The 21,927-nt window shown below is 69.8% G+C and carries 25 protein-coding genes and 2 tRNA genes; 12 read left to right on the top strand and 15 right to left on the bottom strand.

All coding sequences use genetic code 11. The features are described from left to right. The first annotated feature begins 43 nt into the window (after positions 1-43). Positions 44-457: a hypothetical protein gene (locus DDF67_RS06610; RefSeq protein ID WP_109100109.1), complete on the top strand. Its 414-nt coding sequence runs from the start codon at positions 44-46 to the stop codon at positions 455-457. A 23-nt stretch (positions 458-480) separates the two neighbouring features. Here the strand turns inward: DDF67_RS06610 and DDF67_RS06615 are convergent, their stop codons facing one another. Next, positions 481-1,338, bottom strand: coding sequence for a sigma-70 family RNA polymerase sigma factor (locus DDF67_RS06615; protein ID WP_109100110.1), 858 nt, complete (start codon positions 1,336-1,338; stop codon positions 481-483). A gap of 126 nt (positions 1,339-1,464) precedes the next feature. Then, positions 1,465-1,770: a hypothetical protein gene (locus DDF67_RS06620; RefSeq protein ID WP_058349587.1), complete on the bottom strand. Its 306-nt coding sequence runs from the start codon at positions 1,768-1,770 to the stop codon at positions 1,465-1,467. Between the two features lie 265 nt (positions 1,771-2,035). Between DDF67_RS06620 and DDF67_RS06625 the strand changes: the two genes are divergently transcribed. Further along, positions 2,036-2,833 carry an inositol monophosphatase family protein gene (locus DDF67_RS06625; RefSeq protein ID WP_199229171.1) on the top strand — a complete coding sequence of 266 codons (798 nt, stop codon included), beginning with the start codon at positions 2,036-2,038 and terminating at the stop codon, positions 2,831-2,833. A gap of 189 nt (positions 2,834-3,022) precedes the next feature. Here the strand turns inward: DDF67_RS06625 and DDF67_RS06630 are convergent, their stop codons facing one another. Both DDF67_RS06630 and DDF67_RS06635 read right to left on the bottom strand, forming a co-directional pair. Beyond that, the gene (locus DDF67_RS06630; RefSeq protein ID WP_109100111.1) at positions 3,023-3,226 is read right to left on the bottom strand and encodes a helix-turn-helix domain-containing protein; all 204 of its coding nucleotides are present in this window, start codon (positions 3,224-3,226) and stop codon (positions 3,023-3,025) included. Then, on the bottom strand, positions 3,226-3,897 hold the full coding sequence (locus DDF67_RS06635) for a hypothetical protein (RefSeq protein ID WP_109100112.1): 672 nt from the start codon (positions 3,895-3,897) through the stop codon (positions 3,226-3,228). The genes DDF67_RS06630 and DDF67_RS06635 overlap by 1 nt, the downstream gene beginning before the upstream one ends. 141 nt (positions 3,898-4,038) lie before the next feature. Here DDF67_RS06635 and DDF67_RS06640 point away from each other — a divergent pair, with 141 nt between their 5' ends. After that, complete coding sequence (locus DDF67_RS06640; protein ID WP_109100113.1) at positions 4,039-5,121, top strand: glycerophosphodiester phosphodiesterase; 1,083 nt, start codon at positions 4,039-4,041, stop codon at positions 5,119-5,121. A gap of 103 nt (positions 5,122-5,224) precedes the next feature. Beyond that, complete coding sequence (locus DDF67_RS06645; protein WP_109100114.1) at positions 5,225-5,548, top strand: hypothetical protein; 324 nt, start codon at positions 5,225-5,227, stop codon at positions 5,546-5,548. On the opposite strand, the gene DDF67_RS06650 is transcribed toward DDF67_RS06645, so the two are convergent. Both DDF67_RS06650 and DDF67_RS06655 read right to left on the bottom strand, forming a co-directional pair. Then, entirely contained in the window at positions 5,545-6,081 is a 537-nt protein-coding gene (locus tag DDF67_RS06650; protein WP_146197970.1) for a hypothetical protein, read from the bottom strand. The two genes, DDF67_RS06645 and DDF67_RS06650, sit on opposite strands and share 4 nt — an antisense overlap. A 71-nt stretch (positions 6,082-6,152) precedes the next feature. Beyond that, a complete protein-coding gene (locus DDF67_RS06655) occupies positions 6,153-8,012 on the bottom strand; it encodes an ABC transporter transmembrane domain-containing protein (protein ID WP_199229172.1) in 1,860 nt (619 codons plus the stop codon). A gap of 114 nt (positions 8,013-8,126) precedes the next feature. Here DDF67_RS06655 and rpmE point away from each other — a divergent pair, with 114 nt between their 5' ends. After that, complete coding sequence (gene rpmE, locus DDF67_RS06660; protein ID WP_058349579.1) at positions 8,127-8,357, top strand: 50S ribosomal protein L31; 231 nt, start codon at positions 8,127-8,129, stop codon at positions 8,355-8,357. A 119-nt stretch (positions 8,358-8,476) separates the two neighbouring features. Here rpmE and DDF67_RS06665 read toward each other — a convergent pair whose 3' ends face one another. After that, a complete protein-coding gene (locus tag DDF67_RS06665) occupies positions 8,477-9,364 on the bottom strand; it encodes an oxidoreductase (RefSeq protein ID WP_109100117.1) in 888 nt (295 codons plus the stop codon). Between the two features lie 141 nt (positions 9,365-9,505). Here DDF67_RS06665 and DDF67_RS06670 point away from each other — a divergent pair, with 141 nt between their 5' ends. Next, entirely contained in the window at positions 9,506-10,402 is an 897-nt protein-coding gene (locus DDF67_RS06670) for an AraC family transcriptional regulator (protein WP_109100139.1), read from the top strand. Positions 10,403-10,909: 507 nt separating this feature from the next. Here DDF67_RS06670 and divJ read toward each other — a convergent pair. After that, on the bottom strand, positions 10,910-12,688 hold the full coding sequence (gene divJ, locus DDF67_RS06675) for a cell cycle sensor histidine kinase DivJ (protein ID WP_199229173.1): 1,779 nt from the start codon (positions 12,686-12,688) through the stop codon (positions 10,910-10,912). A 189-nt stretch (positions 12,689-12,877) separates the two neighbouring features. On the opposite strand from divJ, the gene DDF67_RS06680 reads away from it, so the two are divergent. After that, on the top strand, positions 12,878-13,729 hold the full coding sequence (locus tag DDF67_RS06680) for a sensor histidine kinase (protein ID WP_109100118.1): 852 nt from the start codon (positions 12,878-12,880) through the stop codon (positions 13,727-13,729). 40 nt (positions 13,730-13,769) lie between these two features. Continuing rightward, on the top strand, positions 13,770-14,201 hold the full coding sequence (locus DDF67_RS06685; protein ID WP_109100119.1) for a SufE family protein: 432 nt from the start codon (positions 13,770-13,772) through the stop codon (positions 14,199-14,201). Here DDF67_RS06685 and DDF67_RS25705 read toward each other — a convergent pair. After that, positions 14,198-14,359 (bottom strand): hypothetical protein, encoded by a 162-nt coding sequence (locus tag DDF67_RS25705; protein ID WP_162839355.1) that lies wholly within the window; start codon positions 14,357-14,359, stop codon positions 14,198-14,200. The two genes, DDF67_RS06685 and DDF67_RS25705, sit on opposite strands and share 4 nt — an antisense overlap. A 77-nt stretch (positions 14,360-14,436) precedes the next feature. On the opposite strand from DDF67_RS25705, the gene trhO reads away from it, so the two are divergent. The 3 genes from trhO to DDF67_RS06700 all read left to right on the top strand — a co-directional run bounded on the left by trhO (position 14,437) and on the right by DDF67_RS06700 (position 16,330). After that, positions 14,437-15,390: an oxygen-dependent tRNA uridine(34) hydroxylase TrhO gene (gene trhO / locus DDF67_RS06690; protein WP_109100141.1), complete on the top strand. Its 954-nt coding sequence runs from the start codon at positions 14,437-14,439 to the stop codon at positions 15,388-15,390. A 65-nt stretch (positions 15,391-15,455) separates the two neighbouring features. Further along, entirely contained in the window at positions 15,456-15,800 is a 345-nt protein-coding gene (locus DDF67_RS06695; protein ID WP_109100120.1) for a hypothetical protein, read from the top strand. Positions 15,801-15,874: 74 nt separating this feature from the next. Further along, positions 15,875-16,330: a PA2169 family four-helix-bundle protein gene (locus DDF67_RS06700; RefSeq protein ID WP_109100121.1), complete on the top strand. Its 456-nt coding sequence runs from the start codon at positions 15,875-15,877 to the stop codon at positions 16,328-16,330. A 72-nt stretch (positions 16,331-16,402) separates the two neighbouring features. Here DDF67_RS06700 and DDF67_RS06705 read toward each other — a convergent pair whose 3' ends face one another. The 6 genes from DDF67_RS06705 to DDF67_RS06730 form a co-directional block, all read right to left on the bottom strand. Continuing rightward, entirely contained in the window at positions 16,403-17,104 is a 702-nt protein-coding gene (locus DDF67_RS06705) for a DUF6456 domain-containing protein (protein ID WP_109100122.1), read from the bottom strand. Then, positions 17,101-17,502, bottom strand: a complete 402-nt coding sequence (locus tag DDF67_RS06710; RefSeq protein WP_109100123.1) for a helix-turn-helix domain-containing protein — start codon at positions 17,500-17,502, stop codon at positions 17,101-17,103. Before DDF67_RS06710 ends, DDF67_RS06705 begins: the two co-directional genes overlap by 4 nt. A gap of 175 nt (positions 17,503-17,677) precedes the next feature. Then, the gene (locus DDF67_RS06715; RefSeq protein ID WP_109100124.1) at positions 17,678-18,418 is read right to left on the bottom strand and encodes a YceI family protein; all 741 of its coding nucleotides are present in this window, start codon (positions 18,416-18,418) and stop codon (positions 17,678-17,680) included. 79 nt (positions 18,419-18,497) lie between these two features. Next, the gene (locus tag DDF67_RS06720; protein WP_109100125.1) at positions 18,498-20,255 is read right to left on the bottom strand and encodes a DUF885 domain-containing protein; all 1,758 of its coding nucleotides are present in this window, start codon (positions 20,253-20,255) and stop codon (positions 18,498-18,500) included. Positions 20,256-20,360: 105 nt separating this feature from the next. Next, a tRNA-Gly gene (locus DDF67_RS06725) sits at positions 20,361-20,435 on the bottom strand. A 46-nt stretch (positions 20,436-20,481) separates the two neighbouring features. Next, positions 20,482-20,556 (bottom strand) — tRNA-Gly (locus tag DDF67_RS06730). 169 nt (positions 20,557-20,725) lie between these two features. Here DDF67_RS06730 and DDF67_RS06735 point away from each other — a divergent pair. Further along, on the top strand, positions 20,726-21,580 hold the full coding sequence (locus DDF67_RS06735; RefSeq protein WP_109100126.1) for an SDR family oxidoreductase: 855 nt from the start codon (positions 20,726-20,728) through the stop codon (positions 21,578-21,580). The last annotated feature ends 347 nt before the right edge of the window (positions 21,581-21,927 follow it).

Here is a 21,927-nt window from a genome sequence, read left to right on the forward strand (position 1 = left end):
GCATAGCCTCCTCTCCAGCGAACCATAACGGGGAGGGACCGCCATGCAGAAGCGGCTCGTAGCGTGTTTGCTCAGCGTACCCATGCTGGTCCTGGCCTTCGTTCCGACGGCCGCCGAGACCTGGAAGCCGGCCCCTGGCGAGGCCAAGACCTTCTATGACGCCGATTTCCTGAGGGTGGACGAGAAGTCCGGCCTGGTGGTGCTGCGCATCGCCGAGGGCAAGGGCGGCGGTCCCTACAAGGCCTGGCCGGCCGGCAAGGGCCCGATCATGCTCTTCGCCCTCGACTGCGCCGCCGACAAGTGGATGGACCTCGGCATGGACTTCGCCGGCGACAAGGGCCTGCCCAGGAACTGGCGGCAGGAAGCCAAGGTCGACGATATCTCCGGCGCGGCGGGGAAGGCCGGCAAGCTGGCCTGCGAGACCAGGGACAGCCTGCCCAAGACGCCGTTGCCCTAAGCGCTGGGCCGGGGTGGGTCTCGCTACGGCGCGACCCGCGCCAGCTTGTCGGGATTGCGCATGGTGTAGACGGCGGCGATGCGGCCATCGACGATGTCCAGGCCCATGGTCTGGAACACCACGCCGCCGTGCGACAGCACCACGCCGGGCTGGCCGTTGATGCGGGCGAGGCGCGCGCTCGTGCCGTCGGGGTGGGGCCACTTGCGGGCGATCCCCTCAAGAAGGCGCACGGCGTTGTCGAGGCCGAACACCGGGTTCATGGTCGCCGAGGCTTTGCCGCCGCCGTCGGCGTGCATGACCACGTCCTCGGCGAGAAGGCCGCGCAGGGTCGCGGCGTCGCCGCTCAGCGTGGCGGCGATGAAGGCCTGCGTCAGGCGGCGTTCCTCGTCGGGGCTGGGCTGGTAGCGGGGCTTGCCGGACTTGACGTGCTCGCGGGCGCGGGCCGCCAGCTGACGGACGGCGGCTTCGCTGCGGCCCAGGGTGGCGGCGATCTCGGCGAAGGGGGTGTCGAACACGTCGTGCAGCAGGAAGGCCGCCCGCTCCAGCGGGGTCAGGCGCTCCAGCGCCAGCAGGAAGGCCACGGTCAGGTTCTCGCCCAGGCCGAAGGTCTCGTCGACGTCGACCACCGGCTCGGGCAGCCACTCGCCGACATAGAGTTCGCGCCGGGCGCGGGCCGATTTCAGCCGGTCAAGGCAGAGGCGCGAGACCACGCGGTTGAGAAAGGCGCCGGGATTGTCGACGCCGTTCTCGTCGACCTCGCGCCAGCGCAGCCAGGCGTCCTGCACCACGTCCTCGGCCTCGGCCCGCGAGCCGAGCATGCGGTAGGCCAGGCCGGTCATGGCCGGACGGCGGCTTTCGAAGATGGCGTCGGCGGCGGTCATCGGCGGATCCCTCGTGCTCGCCGACAGGACGAGACCAAGGCGCCAGACGTGACATGGCCGCGAAGTTTTTTCCCGACAATTCCGCGCCGCCGGGAGGGGGTCCCCAGCGGCGCGGAGCGGGAGGCCTTACTCGGCGGCGTTGGCGGCGGCCGAGCGCAGGGCGGCGTAGTCGGCGCGGGCCTTGCCGAGGGTCTCGGTCACGCACGAGGCGTAGTTGGGGTGGCGGCTGCTCTTCAGGGCCGCGCTGCACACCTGGCGGGCGGCGCGGGTCAGCTCGTCGCTGACCACGGACGAGGACTTGCCGGTCACCGACACGCGCTGCGACGCGCCGGCGGGGGCGTGAGGCGAGCCGCCCAGCAGGGTTTCGGCGGCGGCGGGTTGGGCCAGGGCCATCAGGGCGGCGGCGGCGGCGATCAGGGGGAGCTTGGTCATGGGGTGGTTCCTTGGTGTGCGCTAAGGGGAGTTTGCGCGTGGCGCGACCCATCGCTTTGCGCTGGATCAATCGCCGCCCTTAAAATTGACCGATCGGTCCCCTTTTTCAAGAGGGCTCGCCTTAGGCGCGACAATCTGCCCCGCCTTGCCTTCCGGCGGCCCCGCGTCTAGGTTCCGCGCCCGCTCTTTCCCACTGCCATCGTCCGTCTCCCGCCGCTGCGCGCGCCCGCGCGCCGGTCCAGGGAAATCCATAGGATATCCGCCCGTGCCCACGCCTTCCGCCCTTCTCAACGTGATGATCGACGCCGCGCGCAAGGCCGCCCGGGGTCTGGCCCGTGACTTCGGCGAAGTCACCGAGCTGCAGGTTTCCAAGAAGGGCGCGGGCGACTTCGTGACCAACGCCGACCTCAAGGCCGAGCAGACCCTGTTCGAGCTGCTGAGCAAGGCGCGTCCGGGCTACAGCTTCCTCGGCGAGGAGCGCGGCATGATCGAGGGCACCGACAAGACCCACACCTGGATCGTCGACCCGCTGGACGGCACCACCAACTTCATGCACGCCATCCCGCACTTCGCGGTCAACATCGCCCTGCAGCGCGAGGGCGAGGTCGTCGCCGGCGTCACCTACAACCCGATCACCCACGACCTGTTCTGGGTCGAGAAGGGCAAGGGCGCGTTCCTAGGCGCCGAGAAGCGCCTGCGCGTGGCCGCCCGCAAGCACCTGGACGAGTCGGTGCTGGCCACCGGCGTGCCGTTCGTCGGCAAGCCCGGCCACGGCCAGTTCCTGAAGGAGCTGCACCAGGTCAGCCAGAAGGTCGCCGGCGTTCGCCGCTTCGGCGCGGCCTCGCTCGACCTGGCCTGGGTGGCCGCGGGCCGCTTCGACGCCTACTGGGAACGCAACCTCAAGCCCTGGGACGTCGCCGCCGGCGTGCTGATGGTCCAGGAATCGGGCGGCAAGGTCAGCACCATCGAAGAGCACGGCGACCCCGTGCAGGGCGCCTCGATCCTGGCTTCGAACCCCGAACTGCACCCGCAGGTGCTGAAGGCCCTGCAAGCGGCCGGCTGAGAGGCCTCGCTGCATTGAACGACGAAGGCTCCGGGGCGCTGCTCCGGAGCCTTTTCTTTGGCTGTTTGCACGTTGTGTATGGTCGGCGTCCTGGATGCCGTCCTCGTTCTTCGACAAGCTCAGGATGAGGACGACTGTCGGGCGTCGGCTCGCACAAATCCTGTCGAAGGATTGAGGATTTCCATCCGCCTATCGCTCGATCTTGAGGATGTCGCCCGGCTCGCAGTCGAGATAGGCGCAGATCTTCTCCAGCGTCTCGAAGCGCACGCCTTTCACCTTGCCCTGCTTGAGCAGCGACAGGTTGGCCTCGGTGATGCCGACATGGGCCGCCAGGTCCTTGGACCTGACGTTGCGGTCGGCCATCACGACGCCCAGCTTGACGACGACCTTCATCAGACGATCTGGGCGTGGTCTTCGGCGATGGTGGCGGCGCGGGCCATGATCAGGGCGATCACCGTCAGGGTGACGGCGTAGAGGCCGATAAGAAGGCCATTGGCGCCGGTGAAGGTGGTGGTGAAGGCGGTGAACTGCGCCGTTGTCTCGCCGCCGTCGCGGCTGGCCAGCGCGATCGCCTTGATCGTCAGCTCGCCAGCGCCCTTGGCCAAGGCTCCGGCCATGGGGGCGGTCACGACGAAGAACAGGCCCGCGACGGCAAAGCGGGCCAACTGCGCGGTGGTCCGCCGCTGAAGGTAGCGCCCGCGGGCGAAGGCGAAGAAGCACAGGCAAGCCTCGGCCAGCCCGTAGGCGAGAACCGCGCCGGGCAAGAAGGCGACGGTGAACCCGACGATGCTGGGCGCCACGGCTTCGACGGGGAAGGCCTTCAGGGGTGTCGTCTCGCAGGTCGTCGCGCCCTTTGCACAGGTCGTGCTCTGGCCTTGCACGCTGACGCTGGCGGACGGAGCCGTTCGGTTCCACTGGAAGTTCTGGCCGGTCGTCATGGCGTAGGTCACGGCGACGAAGCTTCCGATCATCACGAAGGCCATGGCGAGGCTGGCCAGGGCGCAGGCCGCCGCCATCGCGCCGCAGAAGGCGCGCAAGCTGGCGTTGCGCAGGTTCCGTCCCATTGTCTCGAAAGTCGACACGTCCCACCCCTTGCAACCAATGGGTGATTATCAATTCACGATAATTTATTGCTGTCAAGCGATGGTTGCAATTTGTCGCCTTTCGCTCGCCAAACCGTCACACCCGCACGCTAATCAGCGGCCATGACCCTACTCACCCGCCGCGCCATGACGACCGCCGCCCTCGCTGGAACGATGGGCGCGAGCATGATCCCGACCATGGTCCGCGCCGGGGTGCGCAAGCCGGTGGTCATCGCCCATCGGGGGGCGTCGGGGGAACGCCCCGAGCACACGCTGCTGGCCTATGGCCTGGCGGTCGACCAAGGCTGCGACTTCATCGAGCCCGACCTCGTCGTCACCAGGGACGGCCACCTGGTGGTGCGTCACGAGAACGAGATCGGCGGCACGACCGACGTGGCCGCCCGCCCCGAGTTCGCGGCCCGCAAGGCGACCAAGACCGTCGATGGCGAGAGCCTGACGGGCTGGTTCACCGAGGACTTCACCCTGGCCGAGATCAAGACCCTGCGCGCCCGCGAGCGGCTGCCGCAGCTGCGTCCGGCCAGCGCCGCCTTCGACGGCCAGGCCAGCGTGCTGACCTTCGACGAGGTGGTCTCCTTCGCCCGTTCGGAGAGCAAGCGCGTCGGCCGCACGATCGGCGTCTATCCGGAGATGAAGCATCCGGCCTATTTCGCTTCCGTCGGCCTGCCCATCGAGGGGCGGATGATCGAGGCGCTGAAGCGCAACGACCTCAACTCCAAGACCGCGCCGGTGTTCGTGCAGTGCTTCGAGGTCGGGCCCCTGAAGACCCTGCGCCTGAAGACGCCCGCGCGTCTCGTCCTGCTGGTGGCGGGCGAGGGCGGTCCGGCCGACCTGCCCAGCGTCAAGTACGCCGACCTCGTCACGCCGGAAGGCCTGAAGGGCGTGGCGGCCTATGCCGACGGCCTGGGCCCGGAAAAGACGATGATCGTGCCGCAGGACGCACAGGCCCTGCTGCCGGCGACCTCGCTGGTGAAGGACGCCCATGCAGCGGGCCTGCTGGTGCATCCCTGGACGGTGCGGGCCGAGAACTACTTCCTGCCGGCCAGCCTGCGGAAAGGCGACGCCAGCGCCGCCGATTACCTGGCCCGGCGCGGCGACGTCACGGCGGTGATCAAGGCGCTCTATGCGGCCGGCGTCGATGGGGTGTTCAGCGACTTCCCGGGCCTGGCGGTCGCTGCGCGCGGCTGATCGCGGCTTGGGCGAGACGGGCGTTTCCCGCGCCTTTTCGCCTCGAACGTCATATGCGAGCGTTGCATAGGGCGCATGCTGTCTCTCCAGACCGGGAGGCCCCATGACCCAGCCGTTCCAGCTTTCCCTGGCCCCGCGCCAGCTGTCCCAGACCATCAATCCGTGGTCGTGGAGCTTCGGCGACTTCTCGCTGTTCACCGTCAATCTGGGCCAGTCGCGCAGCCCCGAGGTCGAGGCCCGGGTGCTGGACGAGGTGGGCAGCTACGGCCGCCAGATCGGCCGCATCAGCGAGGCGCTGCTGGTCCTGGTCGACTGGGCGGAAAAGCAGCCCGACGGCCCGTCCAGCCCCGCCTTCCAGGCCCTGCGCGACCAGGTGGCCCACGTGGCCCTGATCAAGAAGGCCGTCGAGACGGAAAAGGCCGGCTAGCCGGCCTTGCGCAGGGCGTGCAGGCGGTAGCCGCCGCGCACCCCGGCGATGAAGCAGAGCAGGGCGATCGTGCTCAGCAGCAGGCTGAAGGTCATCTGCAGCGGCGGGACCAGTTCCATGGCGGCCTTGTTGGTGGCGAAGCTAAGGGCCGTCGTCAGCAGGCCGTAGGCGGCGAACAGCAGCATCAGCAGCGGGATCATCCGCGTCTGTCGACGCCACTGGACGACGCCGAGCCACAGGTAGACCAGCGCGATCACGACGGTGAAGCCGATCGTGAACCAGGCCAGGGTCGGCCCCATGGTCGCCAGCATCGCCTGGGTGGCGGCCGGGTCCTGGCCGGCGCTCTTGGCCAGGGCCGCCTCGCGCATCTTGGCCAGGTAGGTGTCGAACCGTAAGAAGATCGTGGCCGCGCCGATGATGCTGCCGACGCCGGTCAGCCAGGCCCCTACGGCGCCGGCGCGAGCGGCGCGCGTGGCGGTCGCTTCATCCGGCAACTTGGCGAACGGGTTCAGGACGGCCAGCTTGTCGATCACGATACGCACCCCCAAGGCGAAGGGCGCGAGCTTTCGACGCCCGCGCGTGCTTCGTCAACGGGCGGAGAGCTTCAGGCCGCCTCGACGCCGAATTGCAGGCGCGCCAGGCGGGCATAGAGGCCGCCCTTGGCGACCAGGTCGGCGTGCGTGCCTTCCTCGACCACGCGGCCGTCCTCCATGACCACGATGCGGTCGGCCTGCAGCACGGTGGCCAGGCGGTGGGCGATCACCAGCGTGGTGCGCCCGCTCATGGCCGCGTCCAGGGCCTGCTGCACGAGCCGCTCGTTCTCGGCGTCCAGCGCGCTGGTGGCCTCGTCGAGCAGCAGGATCGGCGCCTGGCGCACCAGGGCGCGGGCGATGGCCAGGCGCTGGCGCTGGCCGCCCGACAGGGTCTTGGCGCGCTCGCCCACCGGGGTGTCGAATCCCTGGGGCAGGGCGGTGATGAAGCCGGTGGCCTGGGCCGCGTCGGCGGCGGCGCGGGCCTCCTCCTCGGTGGCGTCGGCGCGGCCGAAGCGGATGTTGTCCATGGCCGAGCCCGAGAACAGCGGCGAGTCCTGGGCCACCAGCGCCATCGTCCCGCGCACCTCGGCAGGGGTCGCCTCGCGCAGGTCGACGCCGTCCAGGCGGATCGCGCCGCCCTGCGGGTCGTAGAAGCGCAGCAGAAGGCGCAGCACGGTGCTCTTGCCCGCGCCCGAGGGGCCGACCAGGGCGACGGTCTCGCCCGGCTTGATGGTCAGGCTAAAGCCGTTGAGGGCCGGCAGGTCCGGGCGGCCAGGATAGGCGAAGGCCACGTCGCTGAAGGCGATCTCGCCGCGCACCGGCGAGGGCAGGGCCTTGGGCGCGGCCGGCGGGGCGATGCCCGGCCTGGCGTTCAGCAGCTCGGCGATGCGGTCCATGGCGCCCGACGCCTTCTGGACGTCGCCCCAGACCTCGCCCAGGGCCCCGACCGAGCCAGCCGCCATGATCGCCAGCAGGGCGAACTGGGCCAGGGTGCCCGGGGTCATCTCGCCCTTCAGCACCAGCTGGGCGCCGAACCACAGCAAGAGGGTCACCCCGCCGAAGGCCAGGGTGATGACCACCGAGGTCATCAGTGCGCGTGCGCGGATGCGGCGCACCGAAGCGTCGAAGGCCGTCTCGACCGCCGAACCGAACCGGCGATCGGCCTCGCGCTCGCGCACGAAGGCCTGGACGGTGTCGAGGGCGTCCAGGCTCTCGCCGGCATAGCCGACGGCGTCGGCGAAGCGGTCCTGGGCGGTCGCGGAGAGTTTGCGGACGTTGCGGCCCATCAGGAACATCGGGGCCAGCACCACCGGCACCATCAGTACGATAAAGCCCGCCAGCTTGGGGCTGACCACGGCCATGTAGCCGAGGCCGCCCACGAGGCTGAGGGTGTTGCGGATGGCGATCGAGGCCGAGGCGCCGACCAACTGGTCGATCAGGGTGACGTCGGTGGTCATCCGCGACAGCACCTCGCCGGTGCGGGTCTTCAGGAAATAGGCCGGGTCCAGCGACAGCACGTGGCCATAGAGCGCGCGGCGCAGGTCGGCCACGACCCGCTCGCCCAGGCGCGTGACGAAGAAGAATCGCGCGGCGGTGGCCACGGCCAGCACCAGGGCGACCCCGCCCAGCAGCAGGAAGGCGCTGTTGACCGCCCCGGCTCCCGGCGCGCCCTTGGCGAATCCCTTGTCGATCACCTCCTTGAAGGCGGCGGTCAGGCCAAGCGTGGCGCTGGTCGAGAACAACAGGAAGAAGCCCGCCGCCAGGGCGTCGCCGATGTGGCGGCGCACGAACGGCAGGAGGTGGGCGAGGGGGCGGATGTCCTTGCGGCGCGGGCGGCGGGCGGCCGCCTCGCTCAGGCTCTGGGCCAGTTCGGCGCCGGCGCCGGGTCGGCCCTCGGCCGAAATCTCGCCGCCGTTAACGTCGGTCATCAACTGGGTCCTTGCCAAAATCGCGCGGGTTCTTTATAGCCGCGCGTCTTCGAGGGCCACCCCGCTGGTGGCGCTCACCCACATTTCACGCCGCGCTCTAGTCGGTTGGACCGTCCGATGAAACAGAACATTCACCCCGACTATCACTTCATCACCGTCACCCTGACCGACGGCTCGAGCTACCAGACCCGCTCGACCTACGGCAAGGAAGGCGCGAACCTGGCGCTCGACATCGACCCGCGCACCCACCCGGCGTGGACGGGCGGCAACGCCCAGCTGATGGACCGCGGCGGCCGCGTCTCGCGCTTCAACGCCAAGTTCGCCGGTTTCACCGCGAAGAAGGCCTAAGGCCTCGAAGTCTCGCCGTAAGGGCGACGAAAAGCCGGCTCCGCGTTCGCGGGCCGGCTTTTTCTGTTTCTGGGCCAATGAAAATAAAGCCGCGCCGGGATCCGGCGCGGCTTTTGGCGTCAGCGCCAGGCGGTGGTGGTCTCGGCTTCCGGCTTGAACTCGAAGTCGCCGTCGGTCGAGGCCGACAGGTCGCGCCAGGCGTCGAGTTCGCCCTGCAGGCCGTCGATCTTGGCCTGCACCATGGCCAGGGCGTCCGTGCCCGCGCACCAGCGCACCGGCGGCCGCTCGGCATTGGCCAGCGTCACCAGGGCCTGGCCCAGGCGCAGGGGATCGCCGGCCTGGTTGCGGCTGCGGGCGTCGTAGAAGGCCTTCAGGTCGGCGGCGACCTGGGCGTAGTCGTCGATGGCGTGCGAGGCGTGGCGCACCGAGGTCGGCTCCAGGAAGTCGGTGCGGAAGAAGCCCGGCTCGACCACCGTGACGTGGATGCCGAAGCGCCGGACCTCGCCGGCCAGCGATTCCGAGAAGCCCTCCACGGCGAACTTCGAGGCGCAGTAAAGCGTGCCGCTCTCGCCGCCGACGATGCCGCCCACCGACGAGATGTTGAAGATCCGGCCCGAGCGCTGGGCGCGCATGGCCGGCAGCACGGCGCGGGTCACGTGCATCAGGCCAAAGACGTTGGTGTCGTACTGGGCCTGGGCGTCGGCGGCGGTCGACTCCTCGAACACCGACAGGTGGCCGTAGCCGGCGTTGTTGACCAGCACGTCGATGCGGCCAAAGCGCGCCAGGGCCGCGTCGACGGCGGCCGGCGCCTGGTCGGGACGGGTGACGTCGAGGGCCAGCGACAGCAGGTTGTCGGAGTCGGGGCCGAGGGTCTCGACCAGGCTCTGGCGGCTGCGGGCGGTAGCCACGACGCGGTCGCCGGCGGCCAGGACGGCGCGGACGATGTCGGCGCCGAGACCGCGCGAGGCGCCGGTGACGAACCAGGTGCGGGGGGCGGGGGAAGTCATGGGCAAGCTCCTTCTGAGGAGCTTGCAGGATGGGCCTGGATCGGGCGGAGGCCGTAGACCGATGCCGCCAGCCTCTTGCACGATCCTGCCATCGGGGTGATCGTCGTTGCTCGGTCAAGCCTTCAGCGTATGAATGCCGCCATGAGCAGATTGCCTGAACTCGTCGCCCTGGTCCGCGGCCATCTGGGAGCGGCCTCGACGGACGGCGTCGGGCCGCTGGTCGCGCCGGGGCTGCACCTGATCGCCAGCACGACCGTCACCGAGGCCCAGCAGTTGGTCTACGAGCCGATGCTGTGCCTGATCCTCGACGGGGCCAAGACCACGACCCTGGGCGCCGAGAGCTATCCCTACCGCGCCGGCGAGTATCTGGTGGTGTCGGCCGACCTGCCGGTCAGCGGACGGGTGATCGCCGCGCCCTACCTTGCCGTGGGCGTCCCGCTAGACCCGGCCATGATCGCCGACCTGCTGGTGGAGGCTGGCGAGGTCGTGCCCGAGATCACCCCGACCCGGGCCCTGGCGGTCAGCCGGATGGACGACGAGCTGATCGAGACGGTGATGCGGCTGGTGCGCCTGGTGGACCGTCCGCGCGAGGCGGCGGTGCTTGGGCCGATGGTCCGGCGCGAGCTGATGTGGCGGCTGCTAGGCGGCGAGCGTGGCGGCATGATGCGCCAGATCGCCTCGTCGGGCGGCCGACCCGACCAGGTGCGCCGGGCGATCCGCTGGCTGCGCGCGCACTATGCCGAGCCGATGCGGATCGAGACGCTGGCCCAGGTGGCGGGCATGAGCGAGACCTCGCTGCACCGGCACTTCGAGGCGGTGACCGCCATGAGCCCGCTGCAGTACCAGAAGCAGATTCGCTTGCAGGAGGCCCGCAACCTCCTTATGGTGCAGGGCCGCGACGTGGCCGGGGTGGGCTTTTCCGTCGGCTACGACAGCCCCTCGCAGTTCAGCCGTGAATACGCTCGCCTGTACGGCCGCCCGCCGGGCCGCGACATGGCGCGGCTGCGGGCCGATCCGTCGCTGAGCGTGGCGGTCTAGGGGGGACGGGGATAGAGCAGCGTGGATCCCCGGCGGATCGCGAAAAATCCCAAGCCCGATCAACGCCCTACGACTTTCTCATCCAAACTTATCAGACGCGCTCATCCCTGGGCCATAATCAAAGCCGTCCCCGCCATGGGGAGGGCTATTGGTCCTGCCCGTCCGGGGGAAAGGCTGGCCCTTGGGTTGAAACATCACCCGCGCCTCTGGCCCCTCCGAGACAAATGATGCGGGGGAGCGGTCGACGAAGCCGAAACGCTAAACAAACACACGGTCTCCGGGCTCCGCCCGGCCGCTCCGCGCCTCCCCGACCTAACGCGTGCGAACGCGGGAGACTGCGAAGTCGCGTCCAAAGATCCTCCCCCTGAAGGGGGAGGTGGCCCGGAGGGCCGGAGGGGGAAGTTCCTGATGAGGTCAGTTCATCCCCAAAGGCAGCAGTCATTTCCCCCTCAGTCGCTTCGCGACAGCTCCCCCTTCAGGGGAAGCATCTTGAGGACGGGCCGCGCCTCAGCGCGGCGGGGCGAAGCGGATGACGTTCTCGCCCAGGAAGGGCTCGTCGGTCGTCGAGCCCTCGGACGGCGGCTCGAACAGCGGCTCCATGGCGTCGGCGGTGGCCGTGGGGCTTTCCGGTGCGGCGGGGGCCTTGGCGGCTTCCAGCAGGATGGGCATGCGCACCGAGACGCTGGTGCCCGCGCCCAGGCGGCTTTCGACATGCATCTCGCCGCCGTGCAGCTGGGCGAAGGCCCGCACCAGCGACAGGCCAAGCCCGGTGCCCTTGGCGCGCTGGTCGACGCCGCCGGCCTGCTCGTAGGGGCGGCCCAGGCGTTCGAGGTCCTCGGGGCTGATGCCGACGCCGGTGTCGGCGACGACGATCTCCAGCATGCCGTCGTGGCCGTCGGCCGTGACCGTCACCTGGCCGCCGCGCGGGGTGAATTTCAGGGCGTTGGAAACCAGGTTCAGGACGATCTGCTTGAGGGCGCGGCGGTCGGCGTCGACCTCCAGCTCGGCCGGCGGCAGCACGCCGCGCAGCTGCACGCCCACGCTGTCGGCCTGCACGCGCAGCAGGCGCATGGCGGCGTTTACGGCCTCGCGGGCGTCGAACTCGCCGCGCGACAGCTCGAAGCGTTCGGCCTCGATCTTCGACATGTCGAGCACATCGTTGATCAGGTCCAGCAGGTGGCGGCCGCTCTCGTGGATCAGCTCGGCATACTCGCCGTAGCGGTCGGTCAGGGGGCCGAACATGCGGGCGCGCATGATGTCGGAGAAGCCCATGATGGCGTTCAGCGGCGTGCGCAGCTCGTGGCTCATATTGGCCAGGAAGCGGGCGCGTCCCGAGGCCAGGTTCTCGGCGTCGGCGCGGGCCTGGTCCAGCTGCTGCAGCTGGCGGGTCTCGGCGGTGACGTCGCGCATCACGCCGACCAGCATGCCGGGACCGACGCGGCGCAGGGTCAGAGACAGGGTCCGTTCCGGGGCCTCGGCGGCCGGGAAGGTCAGGGTCGCCTGATGCTCGCGCAGGGCCTGGCCGAGGGCGAAGTCGATGCGGGCGCGCTCGCCGACGACGGCGGCGTGCGACAGCCCGTCGATCATGATCCTGTCGAGCGCCGCGCCTTCCGGGGCGACGCCGCGCACGGTGCGCACGCGGCCCTGCAGCGTGACCACGAAGGCCAGGAACGGCAGGCCGTCCAGCAGGGTCGAAAGGGCGGTCAGCTCCGACAGGTTGCGCACGTCGCGCTCGCCGGCGCGGCGGTGGGTCAGCATCAGGCCGGCGGCGAGGCCAAGGCCGGTGGTGGCCACGGCCAGGAAGCCGAGGATGAAGGCGGTGGGGCCCGCGGGCGGAGGCGGGGCCAGACCCGACAGCTGGGTCAGGGCGGCCATGGCGCCGCCGATCAGGGCCAGGGCGGCGCCCTCGGCCAAGCGGCGTGGGGCGGACAGGGTCGAGGCGGCCGCCACGGGGGCCAGGCACCAGGCGCTCATCGCGCCCGAGACGCCGCCGGTCAGGGCCGCGGCGACCGCGCCGCCGGCGGCCCAGCCGACCAGAAGCATCGACTGGGTGCGTTCGTCCTCGCTGTCGCCCAGCAGGAGGGCGGCGATCGCGGGCAGGGCCCCGGCCAGCAGGGCCGTCCAGATCGGCCAGCCCGTCGAGCCCGGCGTGAAGGCCACCGCCCCGCCGGCCAGCAGGGCCGCGGCCAGCCAGCCCAGACGCCAGGCGCGCGCGGTCTCACCCGCGCCGAGCGCGGGGCGTAGAGCGGCTTCATCCTGCCGGGGCTGCACCGGGTCGATGTTCAACTTGGCGGGTCCGCCTCAAAGGGTTCGTTATTGGTGAATCCTAACCCCGCTTCGCCCGATCTCCCAAGCGCGCACAATTGTGGGGCGACCAGCCGAATCCAGCTTCTTGTGGACGGAAACGGTTTCGTAAGCGGGTTGGTTCAGGGTGGCACAGAATGCCTTTGCGGACAGAAGGTCCGGGAGTCCCCTATGTCACAGACGGCGTCCGCGGACGCTTCGTTCCCAGCCGATGAGCTCGCCGAAAGCGGGGTCGAGGTTGATTCGCGCGGTGCGCAGCGGCCCTCCGAAGGCCCCACCGCGACGTTTCGCCGCGCCGCGGCTCGCGCGCGCCGCAAGGCCGCCCTCGACGACCAGAAGCGCTCTTTCCTGCGCATGGTCAGCCACGAGCTGCGCACGCCCCTGAACGCGGTCATCGGTTTTTCCGAGATTCTGGCCAGCGAACTCTACGGCCCGCTCGGCTCGCCGCAGTACAAGGAATACGCCAAGCTGGTGCACGAGAGCGGCCTGAAGCTGCTGAAGCTCGTCAACCAGATCGTCGAGATCGCCCGCCTGGAAGGCCACGTCACCGACCTGGACGTCGCCGCCGAGCCGCTGGACGAGGCGGTCGAGGACGTCATGGCCCAGCTGCGGGCCGAGTGCGAGGCCCGGGGCGTCACCCTTAGCGTGCCTGACCTTGCGGCCATGCCCGGCGTTCTGGCCGACCGCCGGGGCCTGCGCACCATCCTGTCCAACCTGATGCAGAACGCCGTCGCCCATTCGCCGCGCGACGGGGCGGTGACCATCGCCGCCGAGCGCGTGGCTGGCGGCATGGTCGAGATCTCGATCCGCGACCAGGGCGAGGGCGTCGACGCCGCCGACCTGCCGCGCCTGCTGCGACCGTTCGAACAGGGTGGCGGGGCGTCGCTGACGCGGACCGGCGAGGGGGTGGGCCTTGGCCTGCCGATCGTCGACCTGCTGACCCGGGCGATGAACGGATCGCTGCGGCTGAAGTCGGCGTCGGGGCACGGGCTGACCGCGATCGTGGCCTTGCCGGGGTCCTGACCGCTTGCAACTGAGGCGCGGCCCGCCTAGATGCCGCGCCATGAGCACCAGCCCCATCGACGCCGCCCTCGACGACCTCGCCGACGAGTTCGAAATGCTCGGCGACTGGGAAGAGCGCTATCGCTACGTGATCGAGCTGGGCCGGGACCTCGAACCGCTGTCGGCCGCAGAACACTCCGAGGAGAACAAGGTGCGCGGCTGCGCCAGCCAGGTGTGGCTGGTGACCGAGCCACAGGCCGATGGGACCGTGCGCTTTCGCGGCGACAGCGACGCCCACATCGTCAGCGGGCTGATCGCCGTGGTGCTGCGGCTCTATTCGGGCGCAAGGGCCAGCGACATCGCTGCGTTCGACGCCTCGGCGGCCATGGCGCGCCTGGGACTGTCTGAAGCGCTGTCGTCGCAGCGCTCCAACGGCCTCAAGTCGATGGTCGCCCGCATCCAGCGCGACGCGGCGGCTCTGGCTGCGGCCTAGAAGAACCCGGCCCTGTTGCCGATGAACACGATGGCCACGATGATCAGCAGAAGCTGGATCAGCCAGTTCACGGGCGAAGGGATGGGCGAGCGCTGGACGGCGTAGAGGGCCAAGCCCAGCAGCACGAGGGCGATGATGACGGTGATCAGGATGCTCATGGCCCGGTAACCCGCGTTCGCCGCGCTTGGTTCCGGCCGTGCTTGAGCAGACCCGTCCGATCTTCTATGGCCCGCCCATGACCTCGACCTGGCGCATCGCCGCCCTCTATCGCTTCGCGACCTTCGACGACCCCCAGGCGATCCAGGCGGATCTGGCCAAGCTGTGCTGCGGCCTGAAGATCAAGGGCACGCTGCTGCTGGCCCGCGAAGGGATCAACGGCACGATCGCCGGGCGCCCGGAGGCCATCGACGCGGTCATCGCCCATATCCACACCCTGCCGGGCTGCGAGACGCTGGAGCTGAAGTTCGCCGACGCCGACGCTCCGCCGTTCCATCGGCTGAAGGTCAAGGTGAAGGCCGAGATCGTCACCCTGGGCGAGCCCGACCTGGATCCGGCTCACAATCACGGCGTCCATGTCGATCCGGCCGACTGGAACGCCCTGATCGCTCAGGACGACGTCATCGTCATCGACACCCGCAACGGCTACGAGGTCGACTGCGGCACGTTCGAGGGGGCGATCGATCCCAAGACACCCAGCTTCGCCGACTTCCCCGCCTGGTTCGACGCCTTCCGCCAGACCTGGGACCCGGCCGCGCCGGCCCCGAAGGTGGCGATGTTCTGCACCGGCGGCATCCGCTGCGAGAAGTCGACGGCCTTGCTGAAGGCGCGCGGCGTCGAGGCGGTGTTCCACCTCAAGGGCGGAATCCTGAACTATCTGAAGACGGTGCCGGCGGACGAGAGCCTCTGGCGCGGCGAGTGCTTCGTCTTCGACGAGCGGGTGGCGGTCGGTCATGGCCTGTCGCAGGGTACGCACGCCCTGTGCAGGGGCTGCCGGATGCCGGTCTCGGAGGCCGATCGGGTCTCGCCGCTGTACGTCGAGGGCGTGGCCTGCCCGCGCTGCCATCATAGCCGCAGCGAGGACCAGAAGGCCCGCTACGCCGAGCGGCAGCGCCAGGCCGCGCGGGCGCTGGAACTGGGCATCGACCATGTGGGGGCGAGCCTGCCGCCGAAGGCTCCGCGCCAGGCCTGACGGATCGCCCTTGCCCGCACGGCGTTATTGCTCCGCCCCTTTCCAAGGACATGGAGACAGACGCCATGGTCGCCTACGACCCCACCCTGACCAACGGCGCCGGCCCCGCCCGCGCCCGCCAGAGCCTGATCGACACCCTGTCGGACAAGGTCTCGAACTTCCTCGACCACCAGTCCAAGCCGACCGACCCGCAGGCGCCGATCGCCGACTACGCCGTCGGTGGGGCGACGAAGAAGCCGCTGACCATCGCCGGCCGTGAAGTTCATATCGGCGGCCGCACCGTGCCGCTGGCGGTCGCCGTGCTGGGCGGGGCGGTGCTGGCCGGCCTGCTGATCAACAAGCGCACGCGCGGCGCGGCGATCACGGCTGCCGGCACGGCCTGGACCTTCCTGCAATCGAAGAAACCGTAAGGCTCCGCTTCGAACCTTTTTCGGGGAGGCCGCGTTGCTGCGGTCTCTCCATTCGAAGCTCAGGGAGCCCAAGCATGGCCCATACGAACGAAGACCACATCAAGCTCGTCAACGGCCTGGTCGAGATCACCATCGACAGCGCCGACGGCTACGAAGAAGCCGCCAAGGACGCTCAGAGCAGCCGCTTCAAGACCCTGTTCCAGGCCCGCGCCCAGGAACGCCGCGGCATCGTTTCCGACCTGCAGGCCGAGGTGCGCCGCCTGGGCGGCACGCCCGACGACGACGGCAGCATCCTGGCCGCCGCCCACCGGGTGTTCCTCAACGTCCGTGATGCCCTGACCAAGGGCGACGAAGCCGTGGTCAAGACCGTCGAGGACGGCGAAGACCACATCAAGGCCAAGTACGAAAAGGCCCTGGGCGACGTGGACATCCAGCCCGAGACCCGCCGCGCAATCGAGGAAGCCTACGCCAAGGTCAAGGCCGGCCACGACCAGATGCGCGACATCAAGCACGCCCAGCAGGCGTCCTAAGGATCCCCGGCCTTCGTCATCCTGGCCCGGCTTGGCCGGACCGGGATGACGGGCGGACACAGGCGGGACGGCTCAGGTCATCCCGTAATGCGCCGCGAGGCGCTGCAGGGCCGCCTTGAGGGCGGCCTTGCCCGTTCTGGGCTTCATGCCGAGCGCGACCTCCGTGCCCTGCAGCGACGTGCCCGTCAGGCAGATCAAGGTCAGGATCGGCATGGCCTGCGGTCCCACCGCCTCCATGGCCCGTCCCAGCCGCTGGCGGGCGGCGTAGGCGCGTTCCATGGGCGCCAGGCGCGAACCGCCTCCCGAGCGCGGCGTCGGGTCCCAGCGCATGGTCAGGCGCCCGATGATTCCCGAGGCGTGGGCGTCGGCCGACAGCTTCTCGCCCGCCGCGTGCTCGGCGCGAGTGATGTGCTTGCGGCGCAGCAGCCAGTCCAGCGGCGCCTCGCCCAGGTTGGCTCGGTGCGTCGTCGTGCGCCCGTCGGGCTCTACCACCGTTTTCTCGCCCTCGACGAAGCCGGGACGACCGGGCGGCGGGGCGGGCGCCCTCGGAGACAGCCGCCAGCCGCCGTCGGGACGCGGCAGCAGCCTGTCCGACAGCTTGCGGAAGGCCGCCTCGTCGATGACCAGCATCGGGCGGCGGCCGCGGGCGAAGCGCACGGCGTAGGATGTGCCCCGGGCCTCGATCACCGAGCCGGCGCGGGCCAGCAGGCGGGCGGCGCGGTCGGCCAGATGATCGGCTTGCAGGTCGCTTTCGAGAATGCCGGCGGCGCTCATCGGCCCAGCCCCGCGCGCTGGAACTCGATGCCGGCCAGATCCGGGATGGTCTCCGGCGCCTGGCGCACGCAGGCTTCCAGCGCCGTCATGCGGGCGTCGAAAACCCGATCCTCGCGCAGGTCCTCGATGCGGTGGCAGGCGTGGGCGCAGGTGGTGCGGTCGCGGCCGAAGGCGAAGGCCACGCGCGTCAGCGGCCAGTGGAAGATCACGTGCGCCAGATAGATCGAGATCTGCCTGGCGCGGGCGGCCGACTTGTGGGTGCGCTTGTCCGACGCGATGTCGACCGGCGCGACGCCGGTGGCCAGGGCCACGGCGTGGGTGACGAAGGCCGCGAGCAAGCGGTCGCGGCGCGGATCGGGCGAGATCGCCCAGGCCTCCTCCAGGATTTGAGCGATCATGGCGGTCCCTCAAGAGCGGCGCCCCCAGTGACGCCCATGAGCATCAGCCTAGGCTGATATTCCTCCTGTAGGATAACTTTCCTATTTCGCGCGTCCAGCGAAAAACTAAACCTTTGATTGCATTGCCTACATCGGTCGCCTATCCCCGTCGCCGGACGGGGATAGGCGCCTTCGGCTAGGGCTGGCCGGGAGCGGGCGACGCGGCGGCCGCCGGTGGGTTGGGCTTGAGCAGTTCAGCCTCGATGGCCACCTGCACCTCGTCGCCGACGCCCATGGTCGAGCCGGGCTGGGGCACGCCGTAGGAGACGCCGAAGTCCGAGCGCTTGAAGCTGCCGCTCAGCGAGAAGCCGATACGGGCGTTGGGATCCATCGGAGGATAGCCGGTATAGCCGCCGTTGAACCTGGCCTTCAGGGTCACAGGCTTGGTCACGCCGTGCAGGGTGAGGTCGCCTGTGACGTCGGCGGTGTCGTCGCCGGTCTTGGCCACCTTGGTCGAGCGGAAGGTGATGGCCGGGTACTTGGCCGCGTCCAGCCACTGGGCGCCCAGCAATTCTTCGGTGAAGCCCGGGGGCGGGGCCGGCAGCAGCAGCGAGGCGGTCTTGATGCTGGCCTGGATGTGGGCGTTCTCAGGCGCCTTCGGATCAAGGGTCAGCTTGGCGTCGAAGTCGGAGAAGCGCGCCGTGTACCAGGAAAAGCCCAGGTGATTGACCTTGAAGCTGAGGTCGGCGTGGGTCTTGTCCAGGGTGTAGTCGCCGGCCGGCAGGTCCGCGGGCGGCTTGGCGGCGCTGGCGGGCTTGGCGGCGGTTTCGCTCGCCGGCTTGGCCGGAGCGTCGGTTTTGGCCGTCTTCTGGTCGGAGCAGGCCGCGAGGGCCAGCAGCAGGGCGCCGCCGATCGCGAACTTCGAGGCGTAGGACATGAAACCTCCCTTTTTCAGGCGGGGAGGTTCGGCCCGGGGCTGGCGCTGGGTCAACCCCGGGCTGCGGTTCAGCTTGTCATTACTTTTTTCGCGCGGCGATCCAGGCGTCGGTCCGCGCCTCCAGCACCGCCAGCGGCGTGGAGCCGCCCAGTAGCACCAGGTCGTGGAAGGCCCGCTCGTCGAACTTCGGACCCAGCTGGTCCTCGGCGCGCTTGCGCAGCTCCAGGATTTTCAGCTCGCCGATCTTGTAGGACACAGCCTGGCCGGGCCAGGAGACGTAACGCTTCAGCTCGACCTCGATATTGGTCGAGGATAGGGCGCTGTTTTCGGTGAAGCAGGCGCGGGCCTGTTCCAGGCTCCAGCCCTTCCAGTGCATGCCGGTGTCGGCGACCAGGCGGCAGGCGCGCCACATCTCGTACGACAGGCGGCCGAAGAGTTCGTAGGGATCGCGATAGATCCCCATCTCCTCGCCCAGCCATTCCGAATAGAGGCCCCACCCCTCGCCGAAGGCGCTGAAATAGAGGTTCTTGCGGAACTCGGGGCCGGCCTGTTCCTGGGCCAGCGAGGTCTGGATGTGATGGCCCGGCGCGCCCTCATGCAGCACTAGCGCCGGCAGCTCATAGAGCCCGCGCTGGTCGAGGTCGGAGGTGTTGATCATCAGCCCGCCGGCGCGGCCGGCCTTGGGATCGCCGCCGAAATAGCGGCCGGTGGTGTAGCCCTTCTCGATGCTGGCCGGCACCGGGCGCACGCCGTAGGTCAGGCGCGGCAGGGTCCCGAAGTGGGCCGGCAGCTGGTCATCGGCGCGCTTGGCGATCTCGCTGGCCTTTTCCAGCAGCTGCTGGCGGCTGGTGGCGTAGAAGTGCGGATCGGTGCGCAGGAAGGTCAGGAAGGCCGGCAGGTCGCCCTTGAAGCCGGCCTCCTTCATCACCGTCTCCATCCGGGCGCGGATGCGGGCCACTTCGGCCTGGCCGATCGCGTGCACCTGGTCGGGGGTCATGTCGGTGGTCGTGTAGCGCTTGACTAGGAAGGCGTAGTAGCGCTTGCCGTCGGGCAGGTCGCCGGCCGCCAGGCTCTTGGCCGACTTGGGCAGATACTCGTCCTGCATGAAGGCGACGAAGCTGGCGCGGGCCGGGGCCACCTTGGCCTTCAGCACCGCCTCGCCCTCGGCGATCAGGGCGGCCCTGCGATCGGCCGGCACGCTGGCGGGCAAGGCGCGCAGCGGGGCCAGCAGCGGATCCTCGGCCAGCGGCGTGGCGGCGGTGCGCTGGGCGCGTTCCAGCACCGACTGGGCGGTCATGCGGGTATGGACGAAGCCGGAGGCGATCCCGCGCCGGGCCTCGGCGATATTGGCGGCGTACCAGTCAGGCGCCTGGGCCAGCAGGGCGATCCACTTCCTGGCCTCGTCCTCGGTCTTCAGGCGGGCGCTGCTGGCGCGATAGAGCAGGGTGACGTCGAAGCCGCCGTCGCTGCTGAACGGCATGCGGGCCTCGTCGAACGACAGGCCGGTGAGCTTGTCGTCGAGGCTCCAGGCCAGGATCTGGCGGGTCAGCTTCTCGTCGTCGGAGAGGGCCGAGGCGTCGACCCCGGCCAGCAGGGCCTTGGCCTTCTCGTACCTGGCCTTGCGGTCGGCGTCGGCCTTGGGACCGACCGGCGGCAGGCGCCAGCGGGCGACGTCGGAACCGCTTTCTTCGTCTTCGGCGGCCGAGACCGACTCATAGGCCTTCACGGCGTTCGTCAGCTGGGCCGAGGCTGTGGCCGGGGCGGCCTGTGCGCCGCTCGCCAGCAGCACGGCCGACAGCGCCGCACCGGCGGCGAGGCGGAGAAGATGGTGACGCATGGACGCTCCCCGGAATGATCCGACGGGAGGTTAGAGCAGGATTTGCCGCCGGGCCAAACGGCCCCGCTTCGCATCCGGATCAGAATGTGAGGAGGAATAAGAAAATGGAGCGGGCGAAGAGATTCGAACTCTCGACATCCACCTTGGCAAGGTGGCGCTCTACCACTGAGCTACGCCCGCGCACCGATTTTCTTGTCTCGTCCATCCGTCTCCGCAAGGGAGGGAATGGAGCGGGCGAAGAGATTCGAACTCTCGACATCCACCTTGGCAAGGTGGCGCTCTACCACTGAGCTACGCCCGCATCGAAGAGGCTGAAAACAGCGCCCCGCGACGAGGAGGCGGCTTATGGCAGAGCGTTCCGCGCTTGGCAAGCACTGTCGCGCAACTTCATTGGGGATGAATGCGGCACTTGCGGAACGGCCCGTTTCCACGGCTCATTGATCCCTTGGATTTGAGGCGGGGCTGCGGGTTTGCGTCTGTTCGTGTTCGGATTGGGTTATGTCGGCGCCGCCTTCGCCGAATCTCTGGCCGCGCGCGGCTGGTCGGTGGTTGCCACCGGCCGCACGCCCGAGGCGCGGGCCGCGGTCGAGGCCTTGGGCTTTTCCGCTGTCGACCCCGACGACAAGGCCGCCATGGTCGAGGCCCTGCGCGGCGTGACCGCGGTGCTGGTGACCTCGCCGCCGACCGGCGAGGGCTGTCCGGCCCTGGAGGCGGTGATTCCCGCCCTGGCCGCCGCCGAGGCCTTCCCCGACTGGATCGGCTATCTGTCGACGACCGGCGTCTATGGCGACTTCGACGGCCGCTGGGTGTTCGAAACGAGCCCGCTCAAGGCCCAGTCGGTCGAGGGCGCGCGCCGGGTCGGAGCCGAACGTGACTGGCGCCAGGTATGCCGGGGCATGGGGCTGACCGTCGCCACCTTCCGCCTGCCGGGGATCTACGGCCCTGGCCGCAGCGCCTTCGACCGCCTGAAGGCCGGCGAGGGGCGCCGAATCGTCAAGCCGGGCCAGGTGTTCAGCCGCGTGCACCGCGACGACATCGTCTCGGGCCTTCTGGCCTCGCTGGAGCGGCCGCGCGCGGGGGCGGTCTACAATCTGTGCGACGACGAGCCGGCGCCGCCGCAGGACGTCATGGAGCACGCCGCTCGCCTGCTGGGCGTTCCGGTTCCGCCGGACCTGCCGTTCAACGCCCTGGGCCTGTCGCCCGCCACCCGTCGCTTCTACGCCGAGAACAAGCGCGTCTCGAACGCCCTGGCCAAGGCCGAGCTCGATTGGCGGCCGAAGTATCCGACCTACCGGGAGGGGCTGGCGGCGATTCTGGCGGGGTAGGGGCTAGAGGCGATCGGGCCAGCGTTGAGCGCCGTGCATTACACGCAGCACTTGCGCTGAACGCAGGTGGCGTAACGCCGGCGCGGTTCAGACTAGCCGCACTTCGGCATGGGCTTTTCGTTGGGATCGCCCCATGAAGCGACCCACTCCGCCACGGCGTCATGTTCTGCGAACTCGCCTGCGTCCGCCGCGCGGACGCCTTCGTCGATCGCCGCCGCGGAAGGACGAGCCGACGTCTCCGTCGTCTACTCCTCCTCGTCCCCCAGATCCGCCGCGGCCCAGGCGGCCGCCGGCGCCTGGCCGGCCGAGCGGGCGCGGGCGGCGCGGGCCAGGCGACGGGCCACCGG

The organism is Caulobacter endophyticus (assembly GCF_003116815.1).
GTDB lineage: Bacteria > Pseudomonadota > Alphaproteobacteria > Caulobacterales > Caulobacteraceae > Caulobacter > Caulobacter endophyticus.

What these genes read in the sequence shown, in the direction of transcription:
- DDF67_RS06610 (WP_109100109.1), top strand. Translation starts at nt 44, where the DNA reads ATGCAGAAGCGGCTCGTAGCGTGTTTGCTCAGCGTACCCATGCTGGTC.
- DDF67_RS06615 (WP_109100110.1), bottom strand. Translation starts at nt 1,338, where the DNA reads ATGACCGCCGCCGACGCCATCTTCGAAAGCCGCCGTCCGGCCATGACC.
- DDF67_RS06620 (WP_058349587.1), bottom strand. Translation starts at nt 1,770, where the DNA reads ATGACCAAGCTCCCCCTGATCGCCGCCGCCGCCGCCCTGATGGCCCTG.
- DDF67_RS06630 (WP_109100111.1), bottom strand. Translation starts at nt 3,226, where the DNA reads ATGAAGGTCGTCGTCAAGCTGGGCGTCGTGATGGCCGACCGCAACGTC.
- DDF67_RS06635 (WP_109100112.1), bottom strand. Translation starts at nt 3,897, where the DNA reads ATGGGACGGAACCTGCGCAACGCCAGCTTGCGCGCCTTCTGCGGCGCG.
- DDF67_RS06640 (WP_109100113.1), top strand. Translation starts at nt 4,039, where the DNA reads ATGACCCTACTCACCCGCCGCGCCATGACGACCGCCGCCCTCGCTGGA.
- DDF67_RS06645 (WP_109100114.1), top strand. Translation starts at nt 5,225, where the DNA reads ATGACCCAGCCGTTCCAGCTTTCCCTGGCCCCGCGCCAGCTGTCCCAG.
- rpmE (WP_058349579.1), top strand. Translation starts at nt 8,127, where the DNA reads ATGAAACAGAACATTCACCCCGACTATCACTTCATCACCGTCACCCTG.
- DDF67_RS06665 (WP_109100117.1), bottom strand. Translation starts at nt 9,364, where the DNA reads ATGACTTCCCCCGCCCCCCGCACCTGGTTCGTCACCGGCGCCTCGCGC.
- DDF67_RS06670 (WP_109100139.1), top strand. Translation starts at nt 9,506, where the DNA reads ATGAGCAGATTGCCTGAACTCGTCGCCCTGGTCCGCGGCCATCTGGGA.
- DDF67_RS06680 (WP_109100118.1), top strand. Translation starts at nt 12,878, where the DNA reads ATGTCACAGACGGCGTCCGCGGACGCTTCGTTCCCAGCCGATGAGCTC.
- DDF67_RS06685 (WP_109100119.1), top strand. Translation starts at nt 13,770, where the DNA reads ATGAGCACCAGCCCCATCGACGCCGCCCTCGACGACCTCGCCGACGAG.
- DDF67_RS25705 (WP_162839355.1), bottom strand. Translation starts at nt 14,359, where the DNA reads ATGAGCATCCTGATCACCGTCATCATCGCCCTCGTGCTGCTGGGCTTG.
- trhO (WP_109100141.1), top strand. Translation starts at nt 14,437, where the DNA reads ATGACCTCGACCTGGCGCATCGCCGCCCTCTATCGCTTCGCGACCTTC.
- DDF67_RS06695 (WP_109100120.1), top strand. Translation starts at nt 15,456, where the DNA reads ATGGTCGCCTACGACCCCACCCTGACCAACGGCGCCGGCCCCGCCCGC.
- DDF67_RS06700 (WP_109100121.1), top strand. Translation starts at nt 15,875, where the DNA reads ATGGCCCATACGAACGAAGACCACATCAAGCTCGTCAACGGCCTGGTC.
- DDF67_RS06705 (WP_109100122.1), bottom strand. Translation starts at nt 17,104, where the DNA reads ATGAGCGCCGCCGGCATTCTCGAAAGCGACCTGCAAGCCGATCATCTG.
- DDF67_RS06710 (WP_109100123.1), bottom strand. Translation starts at nt 17,502, where the DNA reads ATGATCGCTCAAATCCTGGAGGAGGCCTGGGCGATCTCGCCCGATCCG.
- DDF67_RS06715 (WP_109100124.1), bottom strand. Translation starts at nt 18,418, where the DNA reads ATGTCCTACGCCTCGAAGTTCGCGATCGGCGGCGCCCTGCTGCTGGCC.
- DDF67_RS06720 (WP_109100125.1), bottom strand. Translation starts at nt 20,255, where the DNA reads ATGCGTCACCATCTTCTCCGCCTCGCCGCCGGTGCGGCGCTGTCGGCC.